The 17,715-nt window shown below is 68.6% G+C and carries 15 protein-coding genes; 10 read left to right on the forward strand and 5 right to left on the reverse strand.

Going from position 1 to position 17,715, the window contains the following annotated elements:
- The first annotated feature begins 34 nt into the window (after window positions 1-34).
- Entirely contained in the window at window positions 35-1,117 is a 1,083-nt protein-coding gene (locus tag BM013_RS06865; RefSeq protein ID WP_093124480.1) for a TRAP transporter substrate-binding protein, read from the forward strand.
- 136 nt (window positions 1,118-1,253) lie between these two features.
- Here BM013_RS06865 and BM013_RS06870 read toward each other — a convergent pair whose 3' ends face one another.
- Window positions 1,254-3,095, reverse strand: coding sequence for a TRAP transporter large permease (locus BM013_RS06870; protein WP_093124483.1), 1,842 nt, complete (start codon window positions 3,093-3,095; stop codon window positions 1,254-1,256).
- Window positions 3,096-3,118: 23 nt separating this feature from the next.
- On the reverse strand, window positions 3,119-3,757 hold the full coding sequence (locus tag BM013_RS06875; protein WP_093124486.1) for a TRAP transporter small permease subunit: 639 nt from the start codon (window positions 3,755-3,757) through the stop codon (window positions 3,119-3,121).
- A 164-nt stretch (window positions 3,758-3,921) separates the two neighbouring features.
- Here BM013_RS06875 and BM013_RS06880 point away from each other — a divergent pair, with 164 nt between their 5' ends.
- Window positions 3,922-5,208: an SUMF1/EgtB/PvdO family nonheme iron enzyme gene (locus BM013_RS06880; protein ID WP_093124489.1), complete on the forward strand. Its 1,287-nt coding sequence runs from the start codon at window positions 3,922-3,924 to the stop codon at window positions 5,206-5,208.
- 59 nt (window positions 5,209-5,267) lie between these two features.
- Here the strand turns inward: BM013_RS06880 and BM013_RS06885 are convergent, their stop codons facing one another.
- Together BM013_RS06885 and BM013_RS06890 are read right to left on the reverse strand one after the other, a co-directional pair.
- Window positions 5,268-6,707, reverse strand: a complete 1,440-nt coding sequence (locus BM013_RS06885; protein WP_093124492.1) for an MFS transporter — start codon at window positions 6,705-6,707, stop codon at window positions 5,268-5,270.
- 76 nt (window positions 6,708-6,783) lie between these two features.
- Window positions 6,784-8,139, reverse strand: a complete 1,356-nt coding sequence (locus BM013_RS06890) for an omega-aminotransferase AptA (protein ID WP_093124495.1) — start codon at window positions 8,137-8,139, stop codon at window positions 6,784-6,786.
- 107 nt (window positions 8,140-8,246) lie between these two features.
- On the opposite strand from BM013_RS06890, the gene BM013_RS06895 reads away from it, so the two are divergent.
- Entirely contained in the window at window positions 8,247-9,215 is a 969-nt protein-coding gene (locus BM013_RS06895) for a LysR family transcriptional regulator (protein ID WP_093124498.1), read from the forward strand.
- Window positions 9,216-9,234: 19 nt separating this feature from the next.
- Here the strand turns inward: BM013_RS06895 and BM013_RS06900 are convergent, their stop codons facing one another.
- Window positions 9,235-9,999 (reverse strand): FadR/GntR family transcriptional regulator, encoded by a 765-nt coding sequence (locus tag BM013_RS06900; protein ID WP_093124500.1) that lies wholly within the window; start codon window positions 9,997-9,999, stop codon window positions 9,235-9,237.
- A gap of 239 nt (window positions 10,000-10,238) precedes the next feature.
- Here BM013_RS06900 and BM013_RS06905 point away from each other — a divergent pair, with 239 nt between their 5' ends.
- From BM013_RS06905 to BM013_RS06935, 7 genes are all read left to right on the forward strand, one after another.
- Complete coding sequence (locus tag BM013_RS06905) at window positions 10,239-11,444, forward strand: ABC transporter substrate-binding protein (RefSeq protein ID WP_093124502.1); 1,206 nt, start codon at window positions 10,239-10,241, stop codon at window positions 11,442-11,444.
- A gap of 97 nt (window positions 11,445-11,541) precedes the next feature.
- The gene (locus BM013_RS06910) at window positions 11,542-12,402 is read left to right on the forward strand and encodes a branched-chain amino acid ABC transporter permease (protein ID WP_093124505.1); all 861 of its coding nucleotides are present in this window, start codon (window positions 11,542-11,544) and stop codon (window positions 12,400-12,402) included.
- A gap of 10 nt (window positions 12,403-12,412) precedes the next feature.
- The gene (locus tag BM013_RS06915; RefSeq protein ID WP_093125197.1) at window positions 12,413-13,384 is read left to right on the forward strand and encodes a branched-chain amino acid ABC transporter permease; all 972 of its coding nucleotides are present in this window, start codon (window positions 12,413-12,415) and stop codon (window positions 13,382-13,384) included.
- Window positions 13,381-14,148 carry an ABC transporter ATP-binding protein gene (locus BM013_RS06920; RefSeq protein ID WP_093124507.1) on the forward strand — a complete coding sequence of 256 codons (768 nt, stop codon included), beginning with the start codon at window positions 13,381-13,383 and terminating at the stop codon, window positions 14,146-14,148. The genes BM013_RS06915 and BM013_RS06920 overlap by 4 nt, the downstream gene beginning before the upstream one ends.
- Window positions 14,145-14,858 carry an ABC transporter ATP-binding protein gene (locus tag BM013_RS06925; RefSeq protein WP_093124509.1) on the forward strand — a complete coding sequence of 238 codons (714 nt, stop codon included), beginning with the start codon at window positions 14,145-14,147 and terminating at the stop codon, window positions 14,856-14,858. The genes BM013_RS06920 and BM013_RS06925 overlap by 4 nt, the downstream gene beginning before the upstream one ends.
- Window positions 14,859-14,893: 35 nt before the next feature.
- Window positions 14,894-16,159 (forward strand): Zn-dependent hydrolase, encoded by a 1,266-nt coding sequence (locus tag BM013_RS06930; protein ID WP_093124511.1) that lies wholly within the window; start codon window positions 14,894-14,896, stop codon window positions 16,157-16,159.
- Window positions 16,156-17,649, forward strand: a complete 1,494-nt coding sequence (locus tag BM013_RS06935) for a M81 family metallopeptidase (protein ID WP_093124513.1) — start codon at window positions 16,156-16,158, stop codon at window positions 17,647-17,649. Before BM013_RS06930 ends, BM013_RS06935 begins: the two co-directional genes overlap by 4 nt.
- Window positions 17,650-17,715 lie beyond the last annotated feature (66 nt).

The following is a 17,715-nucleotide window of genomic DNA, read 5'->3' on the forward strand; positions in this document are numbered from 1 at the left end:
GTTTCGTTTTTTCCAAGAACTCGGAGTGCATTCAATGGATCGTCGTTCCCTCATCAAAAACGCCGGCATCGCCGGCGTTTTGGCCGCTGGCATCGCGCCGGCCGTTCACGCGCAAGCCGCGATTCGCTGGCGCCTCGCGTCGAGCTTTCCCCGTTCCCTCGACACCATCTTCGGCAGCGCCGAGATGCTCTCGAAGACGGTCAAGGCGCTGTCGGGCGGCAAGTTCGAGATCTCGGTCCACCCCGCGGGTGAACTGATGCCCGCGTTCGGCGTGGTCGATGCCCTGCAGGCCGACACGCTCGAAATGGCGCAGACCGCGGCCTACTACTTCACCGGCAAGGACCCGATCTTCGCCTTCAGCTGCGCAGTGCCCTTCGGCCTGACCGCGCGCCAGACCGATTCCTGGAAGGACTACGGCAACGGCCGCAAGCTGCTCGACGCCTTCTTCGCGCAGTACAACTTCCGCACCGCCAGCGCCGGCAACACCGGCACGCAGATGGGCGGCTGGTACCGCAAGGAAATCAAGACGGTCGAAGACCTGAAGGGCTTGAAGATGCGCATGGGCGGCGGCGTGTTCGGCGAGGCCATGGCCAAGCTGGGCGTGGTGTCGCAGAACATGCCCGCGGGCGACGTGTACCAGGCGCTCGAAAAGGGCACGCTGGACGCCGCCGAGTTCGTCGGCCCCTACGACGACGAGAAGCTGGGCTTCAACAAGGTCGCCCCGTACTACTACTACCCCGGCTGGTGGGAAGGCGGCGCCGACCTCGAGTTCTTCATCAACAACAAGGCATTCGCCAAGCTGTCGGACGAGAACAAGGCCATCCTGGACGCAGCGACCAAGGTTGCCGCGCGCGACATGATCGCCAAGTACGACGCCTACAACCCTGTCGCGCTCAAGCGCCTCGTGGCTGCCAAGACCCAGCTGAAGCCGTTCCCCAAGGCCGTCATGGACGCGGGCTTCAAGGCCTCGATGGAAGTGTTCGCCGAGCACGAAGCCAAGTCGCCCGACTTCAAGAAAATCCACCAGGACATGCGCGCATTCCAGCGCGACCAGATCCTGTGGAACCGCTTCTCGGAATACCCGTTCAACCAGTACATGAACACGGTCAAGATCTGAGGACCCGCTGGCCGGGCCGTTCGCGGCCAGCCAGCCAGCAAAAAGGCCGGACTGCTTTCGCAGTCCGGCCTTTTTTCATGGGGCTTCGCGGGGCTCGGTGAACCCCGGTCTGGTTGCCGCGCCGCCTCAGTCCGCCTCAGGGCTTCTGCGGCTTCAGCGCGTCCTGCATGGCCTTCATGGGGTCGCTCTCGGTGCTCTCGGCCGGCGGCTCCGGCGTGGCGGGGGCGGCCGGTGCCGCACCGGCGCCAGCACCAGGGACGGTCGGCTCGACCGCCGGCGCGGCTTCTTCCGGCGTGCCGTACGGGTCGGTGGGCGTGGCGTCGCCTTCGGGCTTCAGGCTGTCGCGCATCTGCGCGCCGATGTCGTCCAGGTTGACCTTGATCTCCTTGTCGAGCGCGCCCGTCACGATCTGCGGGAAGGCGATGAGCACGCCCACCATGGTGAGCTGGATCAGCACGAACGGGATCGCGCCCTTGTAGATCTGCATCGTCGTCACCGGCTCCATGACCTTCTGGGTCACGCGGTCCACGTACTGCTTCTCGGGCGCGACGGAGCGCAGGAAGAACAGCGCGAAGCCGAACGGCGGGTGCATGAACGAGGTCTGCATGTTCACCGCGAGCAGCACGCCGAACCAGATCAGGTCGATGCCCAGCTTGTGCGCCACCGGCGCCAGCAGCGGCACCACGATGAACGACAGCTCGAAGTAGTCCAGGAAGAACGCCAGGAAGAACACCAGCACGTTCACCGCGATCAGGAAGCCCACCGGGCCGCCGGGCAGCGACGACAGCAGGTGCTCGACCCAGATCGGGCCGTCGGCCGCCTGGAACACCAGGCTGAACACGGTGGCGCCGATCAGGATGAACATCACGAAGCTCGAAAGACGCGTGGTCGAGGCCAGCGCCTGCTTGAGCAGCGAGAAGCTCATGCGCCGGCGCACCCAGGCCATGACCAGCGCGCCCATGGCGCCCATGGCGCCGCCTTCGGTGGGCGTTGCCACGCCCAGGAAGATGGTGCCCAGCACCAGGAAGATCAGCAGCAGCGGCGGGATCAGCACGAAGGTGACCCGTTCGGCCAGCCGCGACAGCAGGTTGAGCCTCAGGCCCTTGTTGACCAGCGCGATCACCAGTGCCACGAAGACGCCGCCGCACATGGCGACCACCACTTTCTCGTCGGTGGCCACGGAGGTCACTTCGTGACCCTGGAACCAGCTGTGCACCGCCGCCATGTTGCGCGCCAGCCAGACCGCCACCACGGCCGACAGGGCGGTGAGGCCCACCAGCGACGCGTAGCCGCCGCTGCCGTTGGGCTGGCGGAAGGTGCGCGCCTCGGGCGGCAGCGCTGGCACTTGCGCCGGCCTGAAGATCGCGAGGAACACCACGTACAGCACGTACAGGCCCATCAGCATGAAGCCGGGCAGGAAGGCGCCCTTGTACATGTCGCCGACGCTCTTGCCGAGCTGGTCGGCCATGATGATCAGCACCAGCGAGGGCGGGATGATCTGCGCCAGCGTGCCGGACGCCGCGATGACGCCGCTGGACAGCCGGCGGTCGTAGCCGTAGCGCAGCATGATGGGCAGCGAGATCAGGCCCATCGAGATGACCGAGGCCGCCACCACGCCGGTGGTGGCCGCCAGCAGCGCGCCGACGAAGATCACCGCCAGCGCCAGGCCGCCGCGCATCGGGCCGAACACCTGGCCGACCGTGTCGAGCAGGTCCTCGGCCATGCCGCTTCGCTCGAGGATCAGCCCCATGAGCGTGAAGAAGGGCACCGCCAGCAGCGTGTCGTTGGCCATGATGCCGATCAGCCGCTGGGGCAGCCAGGCCATCACCGACGACTGGAACACGCCGAGCTCGATGCCGACGAAACCGAAGAACAGGCCGCAGGCCCCGAGGCTGAATGCCACCGGGAAGCCCAGCAGCAGAAAGCAGATCAGCCCCGCGAACATGATCGGGGCGAAGTTGGCAACAATGAATTCCATGGTGTGTGTGTCTGCTCGGCCGTTCAGTGTTGCGGCTTGGCGGCCACGGGGGACGTGCCGGGCGCGGCCTTGGCGGCGTCCGCCTCGGCCTGCAGGCGCAGCGCTTCGATGAGTTCGGCCTCGGCCGTCTTGTCGGTCAGGCGGCCCATGGGGTCGGGGCCTTCACCGCGCAGGAACGCGATGCGCTTGATGAGTTCGGACCAGCCCTGCAGCAGCAGCAGCACGAAGCCCACCGGCAGCGCCGCCCACACGGGCCAGCGGATCAGCCCGCCCGAGTTGCCCGACATTTCGCCCGACTGGTACATCTGGATCACTACCGGCATCGACAGCCACAGCACCGTGATGCACAGCGGCGTCAGGAAGAAAGTGAAGCCGATGATGTCGATCCACACCTGCTTGCGCTTGGACAGGCGGCTGTTGAGCACGTCGATGCGCACGTGTTCGCGGTGCAGCAGCGTGAAGCCAGCGGCGATCAGGAACGACCACGCGAACAGGTACCACTGCACTTCGAGGAACGCGTTGGAGCTGGTGTTGAACACCTTGCGCACGATCGCGTTGAGGGCGCTGATCGCCGTGGCGGCCAGGATCAGCCAGATGGCGTATCTGCCCACCTGGGCGTTGAGCCAGTCGATGGCCCGGGACAGCTTGAGCAAGCCTTGCATTACATCTCCATTTTTGTATTGGATGCCCCCATATACGACGGCACCCGACGCACTGGCCTTGTGTGCCAGCGGGTCGGGTGCGTGAGGCGGGACGAATTCTATCGACGTAATGCAAAGTGTCTTTCGGGGCGTACCCGGGGGGCGCAGCGTGGCCATAATCCCCCATGGCCCAGACACCGCGACCCCCTCCGGCTCCGGCCGTGGCGACGTCCCAATCGATCGACTCCCCCGACATCTGCCGGGCAGGCCGCGACCTGCTCTCGCTGGCGCTGATCGACGCGCGCAACCACACCCTGCACCTGCTGTCGCTCTACGAGCAGGCGCTCGGCGAGCACATGCCGGTGGCCGCGGCGCCGGACGTCGTGCCGCCGATCTGGCTGGCCGGGCACATCGGCTGGTTTGCCGAGTGGTGGATCGGGCGCAACACGCAGCGCGCCTTCGGTGCCGACTGCCCGGTGCGTCCCACGCGGCTCGCGGCCATCGAGCCCGGCGCCGACGACTGGTGGGGCACCGTGCAGCTGCCCCAGGCGCTGCGCGGCATTCCGGACCTGCCCGACCTGGCGCAGACCAAGGCCTACATGCTCGACACGCTGGAGAGCACGCTCGAGCTGCTCGAGCACGCGGCCGAGACCGACGCGGGCCTGTACTTCTACCGTCTCGCGCTGTTCCACGAAGACCTGCGCGGCGAGCAGTTCGTGGTGATGGCGCAGACGCTGGGGCTGCCGCTGGGCGTCGAGCAGGCGCCCATCGCCGTCACGCGCGAGCCGCTGCTGCTGCCGGCCACGCGCTGGGAGCTGGGCATGCCCGAGAACGGCTTCGCCTTCTCGCAGGAGCGCGCGGCGCACCGGGTGGAAGTGCCCGAGTTCGAGATCGACGCGCAGCCCGTCACCTGGAACCAGTACATCGAGTTCGTCGACGACGGCGGCTACGACCGCGAGGAGCTGTGGCACGGCGACGGCTGGCGCTGGCTGGCCGCGCAGGTCGACGGGCGGCGCGGCCCGCGCCACGTCGAGCAGATCGGCGTGGGGCGCCATGGCACGGGCGGCTCGGTGCTGCAGCAGCGCTTCGGTGCGACCGTGCGCGCGGCCGGCCACCACAGCGCGGTGCACCTGAGCTGGTGGGAGGCCGACGCCTGGGCGCGCTGGGCCGGGCGGCGCATCGCGACCGAGGTCGAATGGGAAATCGCGGCGCATACGGCTGCGCGGCGCGGCTTCCGCTGGGCCGACGTGCACGAATGGACCGCGGGCACGCTGCAGCCCTGGCCGGGCTACCGGGCCGACCCGTGGAGCGCGGGAACCGATTTCGATCCGGCCGCCGGCTTCGGGCGCGCGCGCGTGCTGCGCGGTGCGTCGTTCGCGACGCGGGCGCGGCTGCGTTCACCGCGCCGCCGCGGCTTTGCGCTGCCGGGCCGGGACGACGGCTTCTTCGGCTTTCGCACCTGCGCGCTGTAGTCGCGTTGTAGTCGCGCTTTGATCGCGCTGTAGTCCTGCCCGGTTGCGCCCGGTCGAACTCAGCGCTCGCCGCCCGCTTCCGACGACAGCGGCGGCGCCACTTCCTCCAGCGGCTTGCGCTCCGCGTCGGCCGCATAGCGCAAGGCCAGCAGCCCCGCGACGATGACCAGCACGGCGCCGATGCCGTAGCCCACCATCACCGCGCCGCGGCTGCCGGTCTCGATCAGCAGGCCGAACAGCAGCGGCGCCGCGAAGCCGCCCGCGCCCATGCCCACCGCATAGAAGATCGCGATGGCCATCGCGCGCATCTCCAGCGGGAACACCTCGCTCACCGTGAGGTAGGCCGAGCTGGCCGCCGCCGAGGCCAGGAAGAACACCGCCGACCAGCACAGCGCCTGGCTGCGCGCGTCGAGCCAGCCCATCATGAAGGCCCAGCCCGTGAACGCCAGGCCGACGCCCGCGAGCACATAGGTCAGCGCGATCATCTTGCGCCGGCCCACGCTGTCGAACAGCGGGCCCAGCAGCAGCGGCCCCAGCACGTTGCCCAGCGCGAACGGAAAGATGTAGAGCGCCACGCTGGCCTCGGGCACGGCATAGAAGCGCGTGAGCACCAGCGCGTAGGTGAAGAAGATGGCGTTGTAGAAGAAGGCCTGCGACACCATCAGCGCCAGCGCGACCACGCTGCGCTGCCGGTAGCGTTGCAGCAGCACGCGCGCTACTTCGCGCATCGACGGGCTGTGGGCGCGCGCGGCCGTGTAGTTCACATGGCCCTGCGGCGCGGGCAGCGGGCCGTGCTGCGCCTCGATCTCGGCTTCAATCTGGTCGACGATGCGCTTGGCTTCATCGGCGCGGCCGTGCGCGATGAGCCAGCGCGGGCTCTCGGGCACGTCGCGCCGCACCAGCAAGATGGCCACCGCCAGCACCGCGCCCAGCGCGAAGCCGGCGCGCCAGCCCCACACCGGGCCTATGACGCGCGCGTCGAGCAACACCAGGCTGAGCGCCGCGCCCAGCGCCGCGCCGATCCAGAAGCTGCCGTTGATGGCCAGGTTGACGCGCCCGCGCACGCGCGCCGGAATGAGTTCGTCGATGGCCGAGTTGATGGCCGCGTACTCGCCGCCGATGCCCAGCCCCGTGACGAGGCGGCACAGCGCGAAGAAGGCGAAGTTGGGGGAGAACGCCGTGGCCAGCGTGCCGATGGTGTAGACCACCAGCGTGATCAGGAACAGCTTCTTGCGGCCGAGCCGGTCGGTGAGCCGCCCGAAGAGCAGGGCGCCGAGCACCGCGCCGGCCACGTACACCGAGCCCGACAGGCCGATCTCGCCGGCCGTGAGCCCGAGCGTGTCGGGCCGCTCGAGCACCGCGCCGATCGAGCCCACCAGCGTGACCTCGAGGCCGTCGAGCACCCAGGCCACGCCCAGTGCGATCACCACGCGCCAGTGCCAGCGGGACCATGGCAGGCGGTCGAGGCGGGCGGGAATGTCGCTGCGCAGTGCCGTCATCCCGCCGATTATTGGAAGGCGGCCGGCGCGCCGCCTGTAGGACCCGGCCTCCGATGAGGCCACGGTCCGTCGCGGGTCAGGCCGTTTCTGCGAGCGCGTCGGCCAGCGCGTTCACCATGCGGTCGATCTCCGCCTTCTCCGCGATGAAGGGCGGCGCGAGCTGGATGGTGTCGCCGCCGTAGCGCACGTAGAAGCCCTTCTTCCAGCAGTTCATCGCGATCTCGTACGGGCGGCGTGCCGGTTCGCCCGGCAGCGCGGCGATCGTGAGGCCGGCGGCCAGGCCGTAGTTGCGGATGTCGTTCACGTGCTTGCTGCCCTTCAGGCTGTGCACGGCGTTCTCGAAGTGCGGCGCCAGCGTCTGCACGCGGCCGATCATGTCTTCCTTCTGCAGCACGTCGAGCGCGGCGATGCCGGCGGCGCAGGCCACTGGGTGTGCGCCGTAGGTGTAGCCGTGCGGGAACTCGAGCATGTAGTCGGGGCCGCCGGCGGCCATGAAGGTGTCGTAGATCTCCTTGCTGGCGACCACGGCGCCCAGCGGCTGCGCGCCGTTGGTGACCTGCTTGGCGATGTTCATGATGTCGGGCGTCACGCCGAAGGCTTCCGCGCCGGTGAACGCGCCGCAGCGGCCGAAACCGGTGATGACCTCGTCGAAGATCAGCAGGATGTTGTGGGCCGTGCAGATGTCGCGCAGGCGCTTCAGGTAGCCCTTGGGCGGGATCACCACGCCGGCCGAACCCGCGAAGGGCTCGACGATGACGGCCGCGATGTTCGACGCGTCGTGCAGCGCGATCAGGTCGAGCAGGCGGTCGGCCAGTTCGGCGCCGTTGTCGGCCATGCCGCGCGTGAAGGCGTTCGAGGCCAGTTGCGTGTGCGGCAGGTGGTCGGCTTCGATGCCCTGGCCGAAGAGCTTGCGGTTGGCCGCGATGCCGCCCACCGAGATGCCGCCGTAGTTCACGCCGTGGTAGCCCTTCTCGCGGCCGATCAGGCGGGTCTTGCTCGACAGGCCCTTGGTGCGCCAGTAGGCGCGCGCCATCTTCAGCGAGGTGTCGGCGGCCTCGGAGCCCGAGCCGGTGAAGAACACGTAGTCCAGGCCCGCGGGCGTGAGTTCCTTGATCTTGTTGGCCAGCTCGAACGAGGCGGGGTGGCCGAACTGGAAGGCGGGCGAGTAGTCGAGCTTGGCGATCTGGCGGCTCACCGCCTCGGTGATCTCGGGGCGGCCGTGGCCCAGGCCCGAGCACCACAGGCCGGAGAGGCCGTCGAAGATCTTGCGGCCGTCGGCGTCGGTGAAGTAGGCGCCCTTGGCCTCCACGATGATCCGCGGATCGGCCTTGAAGTTGCGGTTGCCGGTGTAGGGCATCCAGTGCGCGTCGAGCCAGGCGGCGTCGGTGCGGACGGCGGGCGTGGGTTCGAGGGCGGGGGTGGCAAGGGTCATGGCGATTCCCGCAAGGGCGGGCTCCGGAGGGGTGATGAGGTGTGCCGATTGTTCGCACAGCCTTCAGTGTGGAGAATGGCGCAATATCAATGTTCACTTGACAGTTCATGCAAGTAAAAGAGAAAGCCCAAAACGGTGCCGCCGGCACCCGCAACCGCGCCGTTCTGGGGCAGCTCAGCGACATGGACCTGCGCCTGCTCAAGGTGTTCAAGAGCGTGGTCGACTGCGGCGGCATGGCGGCCGCCGAGCTCGAGCTGAACATCGGCACCTCCACCGTGAGCCGCCATGTGAAGGACCTGGAGACGCGGCTCGGCCTGGTGCTGTGCCGGCGCGGGCGCGCGGGCTTCGCGCTCACGGCCGAGGGCCAGCGCGTGTACGACGAGACGCTGCGCCTGCTGGCCTCGGTCGACGCCTTTCGCGGCAGCATCGACGACATCCACAACCGCATGGGCGGGCAGCTCGAGGTGGCGGTGTTCGACAAGACCGCCACCAACCCGCAGGCGCGCATCGGCGAAGCCATTGCGCGCTTCACCGAGATCGCGCCCGAGGTGAGCCTGGCGCTGCACGTGGGGTCGATCAACGCGATCGAGCAGGGCGTGCTGGAGGGCAACTTCCAGATCGGCATCATCCCGGCGCACCGCAGCTCCAAGAGCCTGGTGTACGCCGACCTGTTCGACGAGACCATGCTGCTGTACTGCGGCGCGGGGCATCCGCTGTTCGGCGCCGGCCACGCAAAGCTCACCTGGGCCAAGCTGCGCGAGCACCATTTCGCGGGGCTGGGCTACCACTCGCCCAACATGGAGCTGAGCCACCGCGCGAAGCTCTCGCGCAAGGCGACCGGCTTCGACCAGGAAGCCATCGCCACGTTGATCTTGTCGGGGCGCTTTCTCGGCTTCCTGCCCGATCACTACGCGCAGGTCTTCGAGCAGCGCGGGCTCATGCAGCCGGTGCTGCCGGCGCGCTTCAACTATGCGTGCCGCTTCGTGAGCCTGCTGCGCCGCTCGCCGAAGCCGTCACGCGCGGTGCTGGCGTTCCAGGCGTGCCTGGCGCAGGCGCACCAGCGCCCGCACAAGTAAAAAGAAGACAGAGGGCGGCTCAGCGCTGTCCGCTCGGCAGCAGCAGGTGCTTCGCCCCGATGTGCGCTTCCATCTCGTGCATGTGGTGCTCGGCATCGACCATGTGCTCGGCCATCAGCCGGCGCACCTCGTCGGCGTCTTCCTTGCGGTAGGCCGCCAGCAACTGCGTGTGGTAGTCGACGTTGGTCTCGCCGAAGTGGTGATGGTCGAGCGCCTTCTTGTAGACCACGAGGTCGCGCAGCAGGTCGTTGAGAAAGCGGCACATGAAGGACAGCACCGGATTGGGGCAGCTTTCGGCCAGCATCGTGTGGAAGGCCAGCTCGGCCTCGCGCTGGGTGCGCAGTTCGTCCTCGTTGGTCGGCTCGACGGTGCACAGGCGGATGTTTTCTTCGAGCTTGCCGAACTGCTCCGGCGTCAGCTTGCCCACCACGCTCACGGCCAGTTCAGGCTCCAGCGCCTTGCGCAGCTGGTAGATGTGGTGCCCGTCGAGGTGGTGAAAGTGCAGGAAGTTGCGCAGCGGCTCCGACGCATGGTCCACCGACACCTGCTGCAGGTACGCGCCGCCGCCGGGGCCGGTGCGGATCGACACGAGGCCGCGCACTTCCAGGGCCTTCAGCGCCTCGCGCACGGTGCTCTTCGAATAGCCGAAAAGCTCGATCAGTTCCTTCTCGTTCGGCAGCCGGTCGCCGGGCTGCTTGCGCTCCGCCACGATCCAGCGCTTGACGTCTTCGACGATGACGTCCGAGAGCTTTTGCCGTTTAGGACGGTTCTGTCCCACTCTCATTGAAACGCTCCATGCCCATCGGGAGATGCGCGGGATGCGCAACAGCGGGCGATCTTAAACGGCGGCATCGAGGGCTCCGGTCGGGTGGTGGGCACAAGCCTTGCTTGCGGGTTTTTACCAGCATATTAATCCTATTTATCCGCTTAAATTTGCCCGCGATCGCTGGCACCCCGTTTTCCTTCTTTCCCCCACGTTCCGTCCCACCCCCACCCTCATCCCCACCTCGACCGGAGAACTCCATGCAACGCAGACACCTTCTTCAGCTGGCCGCCCTGTCGGCTGCCCCCGCCTCGCTGCTCACGGGCCGCGGCGCTTTCGCGCAGTCGGCGCAGACGATCCAGTTCGGCTGCCCGGTGCCGATGTCGGGTGCCTTCGCGGCCAACGGCAAGTTCGCCGACCTGGGCATGAAGCTGGCCATCGAGCAGTACGGCAGCGTGCTGAAGCGCCCGCTGGCCTACACGGTGCTCGACACCGAGGGCAAGCCCGCCACCGCGGTGCGCAAGGTGCAGGAAGCCTCGCAGCAGCAGGGCGCCAAGTTCTTCGCGGGCGGCATCCTGTCGTCGGAAGCGCTGGCCATGGGCAAGGAAGCCGAGAAGGCCGGCGGCCTGTTCATCACCACCGCGGGCGCCGACGAGATCACCGGCAAGGACTGCAACCCCGCCACCTTCCGCTGGTCGGTGCCCACCTTCGGTGCCATCGAGCAGACCGTGCGCCCGCTGATCGCCTCCATGCCCAAGGCCAAGCGCTGGTACACCATCACGCCGCAGTACGTGTTCGGCGAGGGCCTGCTGAGCGCGGCCAAGAACATCTTCCAGGAGAAGGGCGTCGAGCACGTGGGCAACAGCTACCACTCGCTCAATGAAAAGGAATTCAGCGGCTACCTCACCAACGCCATGGCCGCCAAGCCCGACGTGCTGCTGCTGCTGAACTTCGGCGCGCAGTCGTCCGCCGCGCTGCGCCAGGCGGTGAGCTTCGGCATGCACAAGAACATGACGATCCTCATGGCCTGGGCTTCGGGCCTGGAGCAGTTCGACGAGCTCGGCGCCGACCTGTGCGACGGCGTCTACTTCGGTGCGCAGTACTGGCACACGGCCGACACCACGCTCAACAAGGACCTGGTGAAGCGCACGGCCGACAAGCTGAAGATCGTGCCCAACTACAGCCTCGCGGGTTCGTACATCTGCACCAAGATCCTGATCGACGGCATCGTGAAGGCCGGCACGGTCGACCCCAAGGCGGTGATCGCCGCGCTCGAGGGCATGAAGTTCGACGGCCTCACCGGCACCGAGGAAATCCGCAAGGCCGACCACCAGGTCATCAAGGACTACTACCTGCTCAAGGGCAAGGCCAAGTCGAAGATGGCCAACCCGGCCGACTACGTCGACGTGGTGAGTTCGGGCAAGTCGTTCCTCGCCGCGGACAAGACCGGCTGCAAATTGGGCTGACGCCCGGGCTTGCCCACTGCGTGCGGCCTCCGGATCCCTTGCAGGTTGGCTGCAAAGGGAGGAGGGCCGCGCCACCGCGCCACCACTACCCATCCCTATGACCGTCTACCTGCTCCAGACCATCAACGGAATCGGCATCGGCATGCTGTATTTCCTGCTGGCCGTCGGCCTGTCCATCGTCTTCGGCCTGCTGCGCTTCGTGAACTTCGCGCACGGCGCCTTCTACCTGCTGGGCGCCTACCTGTGCTACCAGGCCATGCAGTGGGGCCTGAACTTCTGGGCCGCGCTGGTGGTGGTGCCGCTCGCCGTGGGCGCGCTGGGCTGGTTGGCCGAGAAGCTGCTGCTGCGCCGCGTGTACGCCAAGGCGCACGAGTTCCACATCCTCGTCACCGTGGGCCTTGCGCTGGCGGTGCAGGAGATCGTGATCGTGTTCTGGGGCCCGCTGGGCAACAGCGTGCCCACGCCCGACCTGCTGCAGGGCGTGGTGATGTGGGGCAGCTTCATCTACCCGAAGTACCGGCTCTTCGTGATCGGCTTCACCGCCGTGCTCGCGGTGCTGCTGTGGTGGGTGCTCGAAGGCACGCGCCTGGGCAGCGCGGTGCGCGCGGGCAGCGAGTCGACCGAGATGGTGTCGCTGCTGGGCATCAACGTGTTCCGCGTGTTCAGCCTGGTGTTCGCGCTGGGCGCGGCCACCGCGGCGCTGGCCGGCGTGCTGGCCGCGCCCATTCGCGGGGCCGAGCCGTTCATGGGCGTCGAGGCGCTCAGCGTGGCCTTCGTGGTGGTGGTGATCGGCGGGCTCGGCAGCTTCGGCGGGGCGCTGGTCGGCGGCCTGCTGATCGGCATCGTGCAGAGCCTCATGAGCACCATCTGGCCGCCGGGTGCGAGCCTGATGATCTACGTCGCCATGGCAGCCGTGCTGCTGCTGCGCCCGCATGGCCTGCTCGGCCGCAGAGGATGAGGACCACGCCATGCCAAGAAAATATTCCTTCCTCCTGGCGCTGATCGTCGCGCTGGGCCTGCCGCTGGTGCTGCGCTCGGGTTCGCTCGCGAGCGAGGTGCTCATCTACGCGCTGGCCGCCGTCGGCTGCAACCTGCTGCTGGGCTACACCGGGCTGCTGTCGTTCGGCCAGGGCATCTTCTTCGGGCTGGGCAGCTACACCATCGCGATCCTGCTCACGCGGCTGCAGCTGCCGATGCCGCTGGCCCTGCTCGCGGCCATCGGCATGGGCGCGCTGGGCGCGGCGGTGGTCGGCTGGGTGGCCATTCGCCAGCGCGGCACCTACTTCGTGATGCTCACCTTGGCCTTCGCGCAGATGTTCTATTTCGTGGCGTACACCGCCTCGGGCCTCACGGGCGGCGACAACGGGCTGCTCGACGTGCCGCGCCCGGCCTTCATGGACACGCCGTGGAAGTACTACGCCTTCGTGGCCGTGATGTTCCTCCTTGCATTCGCGCTGCTGCTGCGCGTGACCGACTCGGTCTTCGGCCGCACGCTGCTGGCCATCCGCGACAACGAGGACCGCGCCGCCGCCGTGGGCTACGACCTCAAGCGCTTCAAGCTGCTGGCCTTCGTGATCTCCGGCGCCGTCACCGGCCTGGCGGGCGGGCTGCACGCCATGATGACCGGCATCGCGCCGCTGTCGAACGCCGAGTACCACACGAGCGAGATGATCCTGGTCATCACCGTGATCGGCGGCACCGGCAACCTGTTCGCGTCGGTGCTGGGCTCGGCCTTCTACGTGCTGCTGGCCGACTGGCTCTCCACGCTGTGGCCGCGCTGGCTGCTGCTGCTGGGCCTGCTGCTGATCGGCGTGAGCATCGGCATGCAGCGCGGGCTCTGGGGCCTGGGCGAAAGCGCATGGCGCCGCGTGTTCCGCAAGGCCGTGCCCGACCCCAAGGCGGCCTCCGCCGCAAGCGCCGCGCAAGGAGAAAAAGCATGAGCGACGTTCTCATCGAAGCCGTCGGCGTCACCAAGCACTACGGCAAGTTCGCCGCGCTGGGCGGCGTCGACCTGAAGATCAAACGCAACACCGTGCATTCGGTGATCGGGCCGAACGGCGCTGGCAAGACCACGCTGTTCCACATGCTCACGGGCACCGGCACCACCACGGGCGGGCGCATCATGTTCGACGGCCACGACGTGACGCGCGAGCCCGACCACCAGCGCGTGCAGCGCGGCATGGCGCGCTCCTTTCAGGTCACGAGCCTGTTCGCGAGCCTGTCGGTGCGCGAGAACCTGCGCGTGGCGGCGCAGGGCGTTGCACCGCGCCAGGCCATGAACTGCTGGCGCGCGCCGGTGGGCGAGCGCGCCTGCGCCGAGACGGTGGCCGAGGTGCTCGCGCGCGTCGGCCTGGAGCGGCTGGCCGACACGCCGGCCAGCGTGCTGTCGCACGGCCAGCAGCGCCGCCTCGAGGTGGGCATGGCGCTGGCCGCCAGGCCCAAGGCGATCTTCCTGGACGAGCCGACCTCGGGCATGGGCATCGACGACCTCGACGACATGAAGCAGCTGATCCGCGGCCTGCGCGACGCGCACACCGTGGTGCTGATCGAGCACAACATGAACATCGTGATGGACATCTCCGACACCGTGACCGTGATGCAGCTCGGCCGCGTGCTGGCCGAGGGCTTGCCGGGCGACATCCGCGCCGACGCGCGCGTGCGCACCGCCTACCTGGGCAACATGATCACCGGAGGAAAAGCATGAGCACCGGCCACATCCTCGAAGTGGAAGGCCTGCACGCGCACTACGGCAAGAGCCACGTGCTGCAGGGCGTGTCGATGCGCGTGGGCGAGGCCGAGCTGGTCACGCTGCTGGGGCGCAACGGCGCGGGCAAGTCGACCACGCTCAAGAGCATTGCCGGCGCCGTGCTGCCGACCGGCGGGCGCGTGCGCTTCCAGGGCGCCGACGTCGCGGGCCAGCCGCCGCACCGCATCGCGCAGCGCGGCGTGTGCCTGGTGCCCGAGCACCGCGGCGTCTTCAAGCTGCTGTCGGTGGAAGAGAACCTGCTGCTCGGCCAGCGGCGCGAATCGCCCTGGCAGCTCGATGACATCTACCGCATCTTTCCGCGCCTGAAGGAGCGCCGGCGCAACGGCGGCGGGCAGCTCTCGGGCGGCGAGCAGCAGATGCTGGCCATCGGCCGTGCGCTCATGAACCATCCGCGCCTGTTGATCCTCGACGAGCCGGTCGAAGGCCTGGCGCCGGTGATCGTCGAAGAGATCGTCGCGCAGCTCAAGACCATCAAGGCGGCCGGCGTGGCCATTCTGCTGGTCGAGCAGAACCTCGAGGTCTGCGTGCAGCTGGCCGACCGCCACTACATCGTGGAGCAGGGCGTGATCGTGCACGAGGCCGCCAACGCCGACTTCGTGGCCGACCACCAGGTCAAGGACCGCTACCTGGGCGTGGGCCTCGCCTGAGGCGCCCGCCAACCCCTCTTTCTTTCCGCACCACCATGACATCACACACCGAACTCCGCATCGACGGCCAGCGCCTCTGGGCCTCGCTGATGGAACTGGCGCAGCTGGGCGCCACCGAAAAAGGCGGCGTCTGCCGCATCGCACTGACCGAGCTCGACCGCCAGGGCCGCGACCTGTTCACGCGCTGGGTGCGCGAGGCGGGCTGCGAGGTCCGCGTGGACGCCATCGGCAACATCTTCGCGCGCCGTGCCGGTCGCAACAACGCGCTGCCGCCCGTCACCACCGGCAGCCACATCGACACGCAGCCCACCGGCGGCAAATTCGACGGCAACTACGGCGTGCTGGCCGGCCTCGAGGTGATCCGCAGCCTGAACGACGCCAAGGTGCAGACCGAGGCGCCGATCGAGGTGGCCGTGTGGACCAACGAGGAGGGCTCGCGCTTCGTGCCCGTGATGATGGGCTCGGGCGTGTTCGCCGGCGCCTTCACGCTGGAGCACGCGCTGGCGCAGCGCGACACCGAAGGCGTGAGCGTGTCCGACGCGCTCGCGGCCATCGGCTATGCGGGCAGCGTGGCGCCGTCGGCAACGGCTTCGCCGGTGGGCGCGTACTTCGAAGCGCACATCGAGCAAGGCCCGGTGCTGGAAGCCAACGAGCGCGTGATTGGCGTGGTCGAAGGCGCGCTCGGCCAGCGCTGGTACGACGTGGTGCTGCAAGGCATGGAGGCGCACGCCGGCCCCACGCCGATGGAGCTGCGCAAGGACGCGCTGCTGGCAGCCGCCGAACTGGTGATCGAGGTGAACCGCATCGCGCTGGCCCACGCGCCGCATGCGCGCGGCACGGTCGGCTGGATCGACAACTATCCCAATTCCCGCAACGTGATTCCGGGCCGCGTGAAGCTCAGCGTCGACCTGCGCGCGGCCGACGACGTGGTGCTGTCGGCGCTGGACGCCGCCATGCGCGAAGCGGTGCAGCGCATCGCCACCAAGGGCAAGGTCGAGGCGACGGTGGAGCAGGTGGTGTACTTCCCGCCGCAGCCCTTCACGCCCCGACTGGTGTCCGCCGTGCGCGACGCCGCGCGGGCGCAGGGCATGACCTGGATGAACGTGATCAGCGGCGCGGGCCACGACGCGGTGTACCTCGCGCGCGTGTGCCCCGCGGCCATGATCTTCGTGCCCTGCCTGGACGGCATCAGCCACAACGAGATCGAGGACGCGCAGCCCGACCACCTGGAAGCCGGGTGCAACGTGCTGCTGCAGGCGATGCTGCAGAGCGCGGTCGTGGTCGAGGAGGTCGCCGCATGAAAGTGCTGATCGCGCGCCTCAACCACGAGACCAACACCTTCTCGCCCGTGCCCACGCCGCTCGCGGCCTTCGGGCCCGACGGCCCGACCTTCGGCGAGCAGGCCTACACCGACAACAAGGGCATGCGCACCGCGATGTCCGCCTTCATCGACCTGGCCGAGGCGGCGGGCGCCACGGTGGTGACGCCGGTGTCGGCCTCGGCCAACCCGAGCGGGCCGGTCGATGCACAGGCCTACAGCACGCTCACGCAGTGCATCGTCGATGCCGCGCCGGGCTGCGACGCCATCCTGCTCGACCTGCACGGCGCCATGGTGGCGCAGAACAGCGCCGACGGCGAGGGCGACCTGCTGGTGCGCCTGCGCGCCGCCGCGCCGGGCGTGCCCATTGGCGTGGCGCTCGACCTGCACGCCAACGTGACGCCCGAGATGGTGGAGAACGCGGACGTGATCGTCGGCTTCAAGACCTACCCGCACATCGACATGTACGAAACCGGCGACCATGCCGGGCGCCTGATGTTCGACCTGCTGGCCGGGCGCAGCCAGCCGCACATGCGCTGGCGCCAGTTGCCCCTGATGGCGCACACGCTGCGCAGCGCGTCGTTCACCGGCGCGATGCAGCGCGCCATCGAGGCGGCGCAGGCGGCGGAGAAGTCGGAGTCGCTCGCGGTGTCGATCCTGGCGGGTTTCTCGCTGTCGGACATCGCGACGCCGTGCATGAGCGTGATCGCGGTCGATGCGCAGTCGCCCGAGCGCGCGCAGGCCACGGCCGACCGCATCGCCGCGCAGATGTGGGCCGAGCGCGAGGCCTTCATCTACCGCAGCGAACCGCTGGCCGAATCGATCGCGCGCGCCAAGCTCATCGCCCACGGCGCGGCGCGCCCGGTGCTGCTGCTCGACCACGGCGACAACTGCATGTCGGGCGGCAGCTGCGACACCATGGACGTGCTGCAGGAGGCGCTTGCGCAGGGCCTGCACGGCATCGGCGTGGGCCCGCTGTGCGACCCCGAGGCGGTGGCCGAACTCATCGCGGCGGGCGAGGGCGCCGAGGTGACGGTGGCGCTGGGCAACAAGGTGTCGCTCGCGGGCATCGGCCTGTCGAAGACGCCGGTGCGCCTGACCGGCACGGTGCGCGTCATCAGCGACGGCGACTACGTCATCACCGGCCCCACCTACACCGGCCAGCGCAGCAGCATGGGCCGCACGGTGCTGTTCGACATCGGCGCCGCGCGCATCGTGGTGACCGAGCGCACGCAGGAGCCGTGGGACATCGGCGTGTTCGAATGCGCGGGGCTCGACCCGCGCACCGAGCGCTTCCTGCTGCTGAAGTCGCGCATGTACTGCCGGCCGGTGTTCGGGCCGCTGTCGTCCGCGCTGGTGGAGTGCGACAGCCCCGGCGTGACGAGTTCGGACTACGGCCTGTTCCCGTTCGGCAAGGTGCGCCGGCCGGTGTTCCCGCTCGATGCGAACGCGACGATGGACACGGCCGCATAAGGCGCCGCATAACCTGCCACGTCATCGACGCGCCTCGCGTGCGGCGCGACCATTCCTTCACCCCGC

The organism is Variovorax sp. OK605, from assembly GCF_900115445.1.
GTDB lineage: Bacteria > Pseudomonadota > Gammaproteobacteria > Burkholderiales > Burkholderiaceae_C > Variovorax.

What these genes read in the sequence shown, in the direction of transcription:
- BM013_RS06865 (WP_093124480.1), top strand. Translation starts at nt 35, where the DNA reads ATGGATCGTCGTTCCCTCATCAAAAACGCCGGCATCGCCGGCGTTTTG.
- BM013_RS06870 (WP_093124483.1), bottom strand. Translation starts at nt 3,095, where the DNA reads ATGGAATTCATTGTTGCCAACTTCGCCCCGATCATGTTCGCGGGGCTG.
- BM013_RS06875 (WP_093124486.1), bottom strand. Translation starts at nt 3,757, where the DNA reads ATGCAAGGCTTGCTCAAGCTGTCCCGGGCCATCGACTGGCTCAACGCC.
- BM013_RS06880 (WP_093124489.1), top strand. Translation starts at nt 3,922, where the DNA reads ATGGCCCAGACACCGCGACCCCCTCCGGCTCCGGCCGTGGCGACGTCC.
- BM013_RS06885 (WP_093124492.1), bottom strand. Translation starts at nt 6,707, where the DNA reads ATGACGGCACTGCGCAGCGACATTCCCGCCCGCCTCGACCGCCTGCCA.
- BM013_RS06890 (WP_093124495.1), bottom strand. Translation starts at nt 8,139, where the DNA reads ATGACCCTTGCCACCCCCGCCCTCGAACCCACGCCCGCCGTCCGCACC.
- BM013_RS06895 (WP_093124498.1), top strand. Translation starts at nt 8,247, where the DNA reads ATGCAAGTAAAAGAGAAAGCCCAAAACGGTGCCGCCGGCACCCGCAAC.
- BM013_RS06900 (WP_093124500.1), bottom strand. Translation starts at nt 9,999, where the DNA reads ATGAGAGTGGGACAGAACCGTCCTAAACGGCAAAAGCTCTCGGACGTC.
- BM013_RS06905 (WP_093124502.1), top strand. Translation starts at nt 10,239, where the DNA reads ATGCAACGCAGACACCTTCTTCAGCTGGCCGCCCTGTCGGCTGCCCCC.
- BM013_RS06910 (WP_093124505.1), top strand. Translation starts at nt 11,542, where the DNA reads ATGACCGTCTACCTGCTCCAGACCATCAACGGAATCGGCATCGGCATG.
- BM013_RS06915 (WP_093125197.1), top strand. Translation starts at nt 12,413, where the DNA reads ATGCCAAGAAAATATTCCTTCCTCCTGGCGCTGATCGTCGCGCTGGGC.
- BM013_RS06920 (WP_093124507.1), top strand. Translation starts at nt 13,381, where the DNA reads ATGAGCGACGTTCTCATCGAAGCCGTCGGCGTCACCAAGCACTACGGC.
- BM013_RS06925 (WP_093124509.1), top strand. Translation starts at nt 14,145, where the DNA reads ATGAGCACCGGCCACATCCTCGAAGTGGAAGGCCTGCACGCGCACTAC.
- BM013_RS06930 (WP_093124511.1), top strand. Translation starts at nt 14,894, where the DNA reads ATGACATCACACACCGAACTCCGCATCGACGGCCAGCGCCTCTGGGCC.
- BM013_RS06935 (WP_093124513.1), top strand. Translation starts at nt 16,156, where the DNA reads ATGAAAGTGCTGATCGCGCGCCTCAACCACGAGACCAACACCTTCTCG.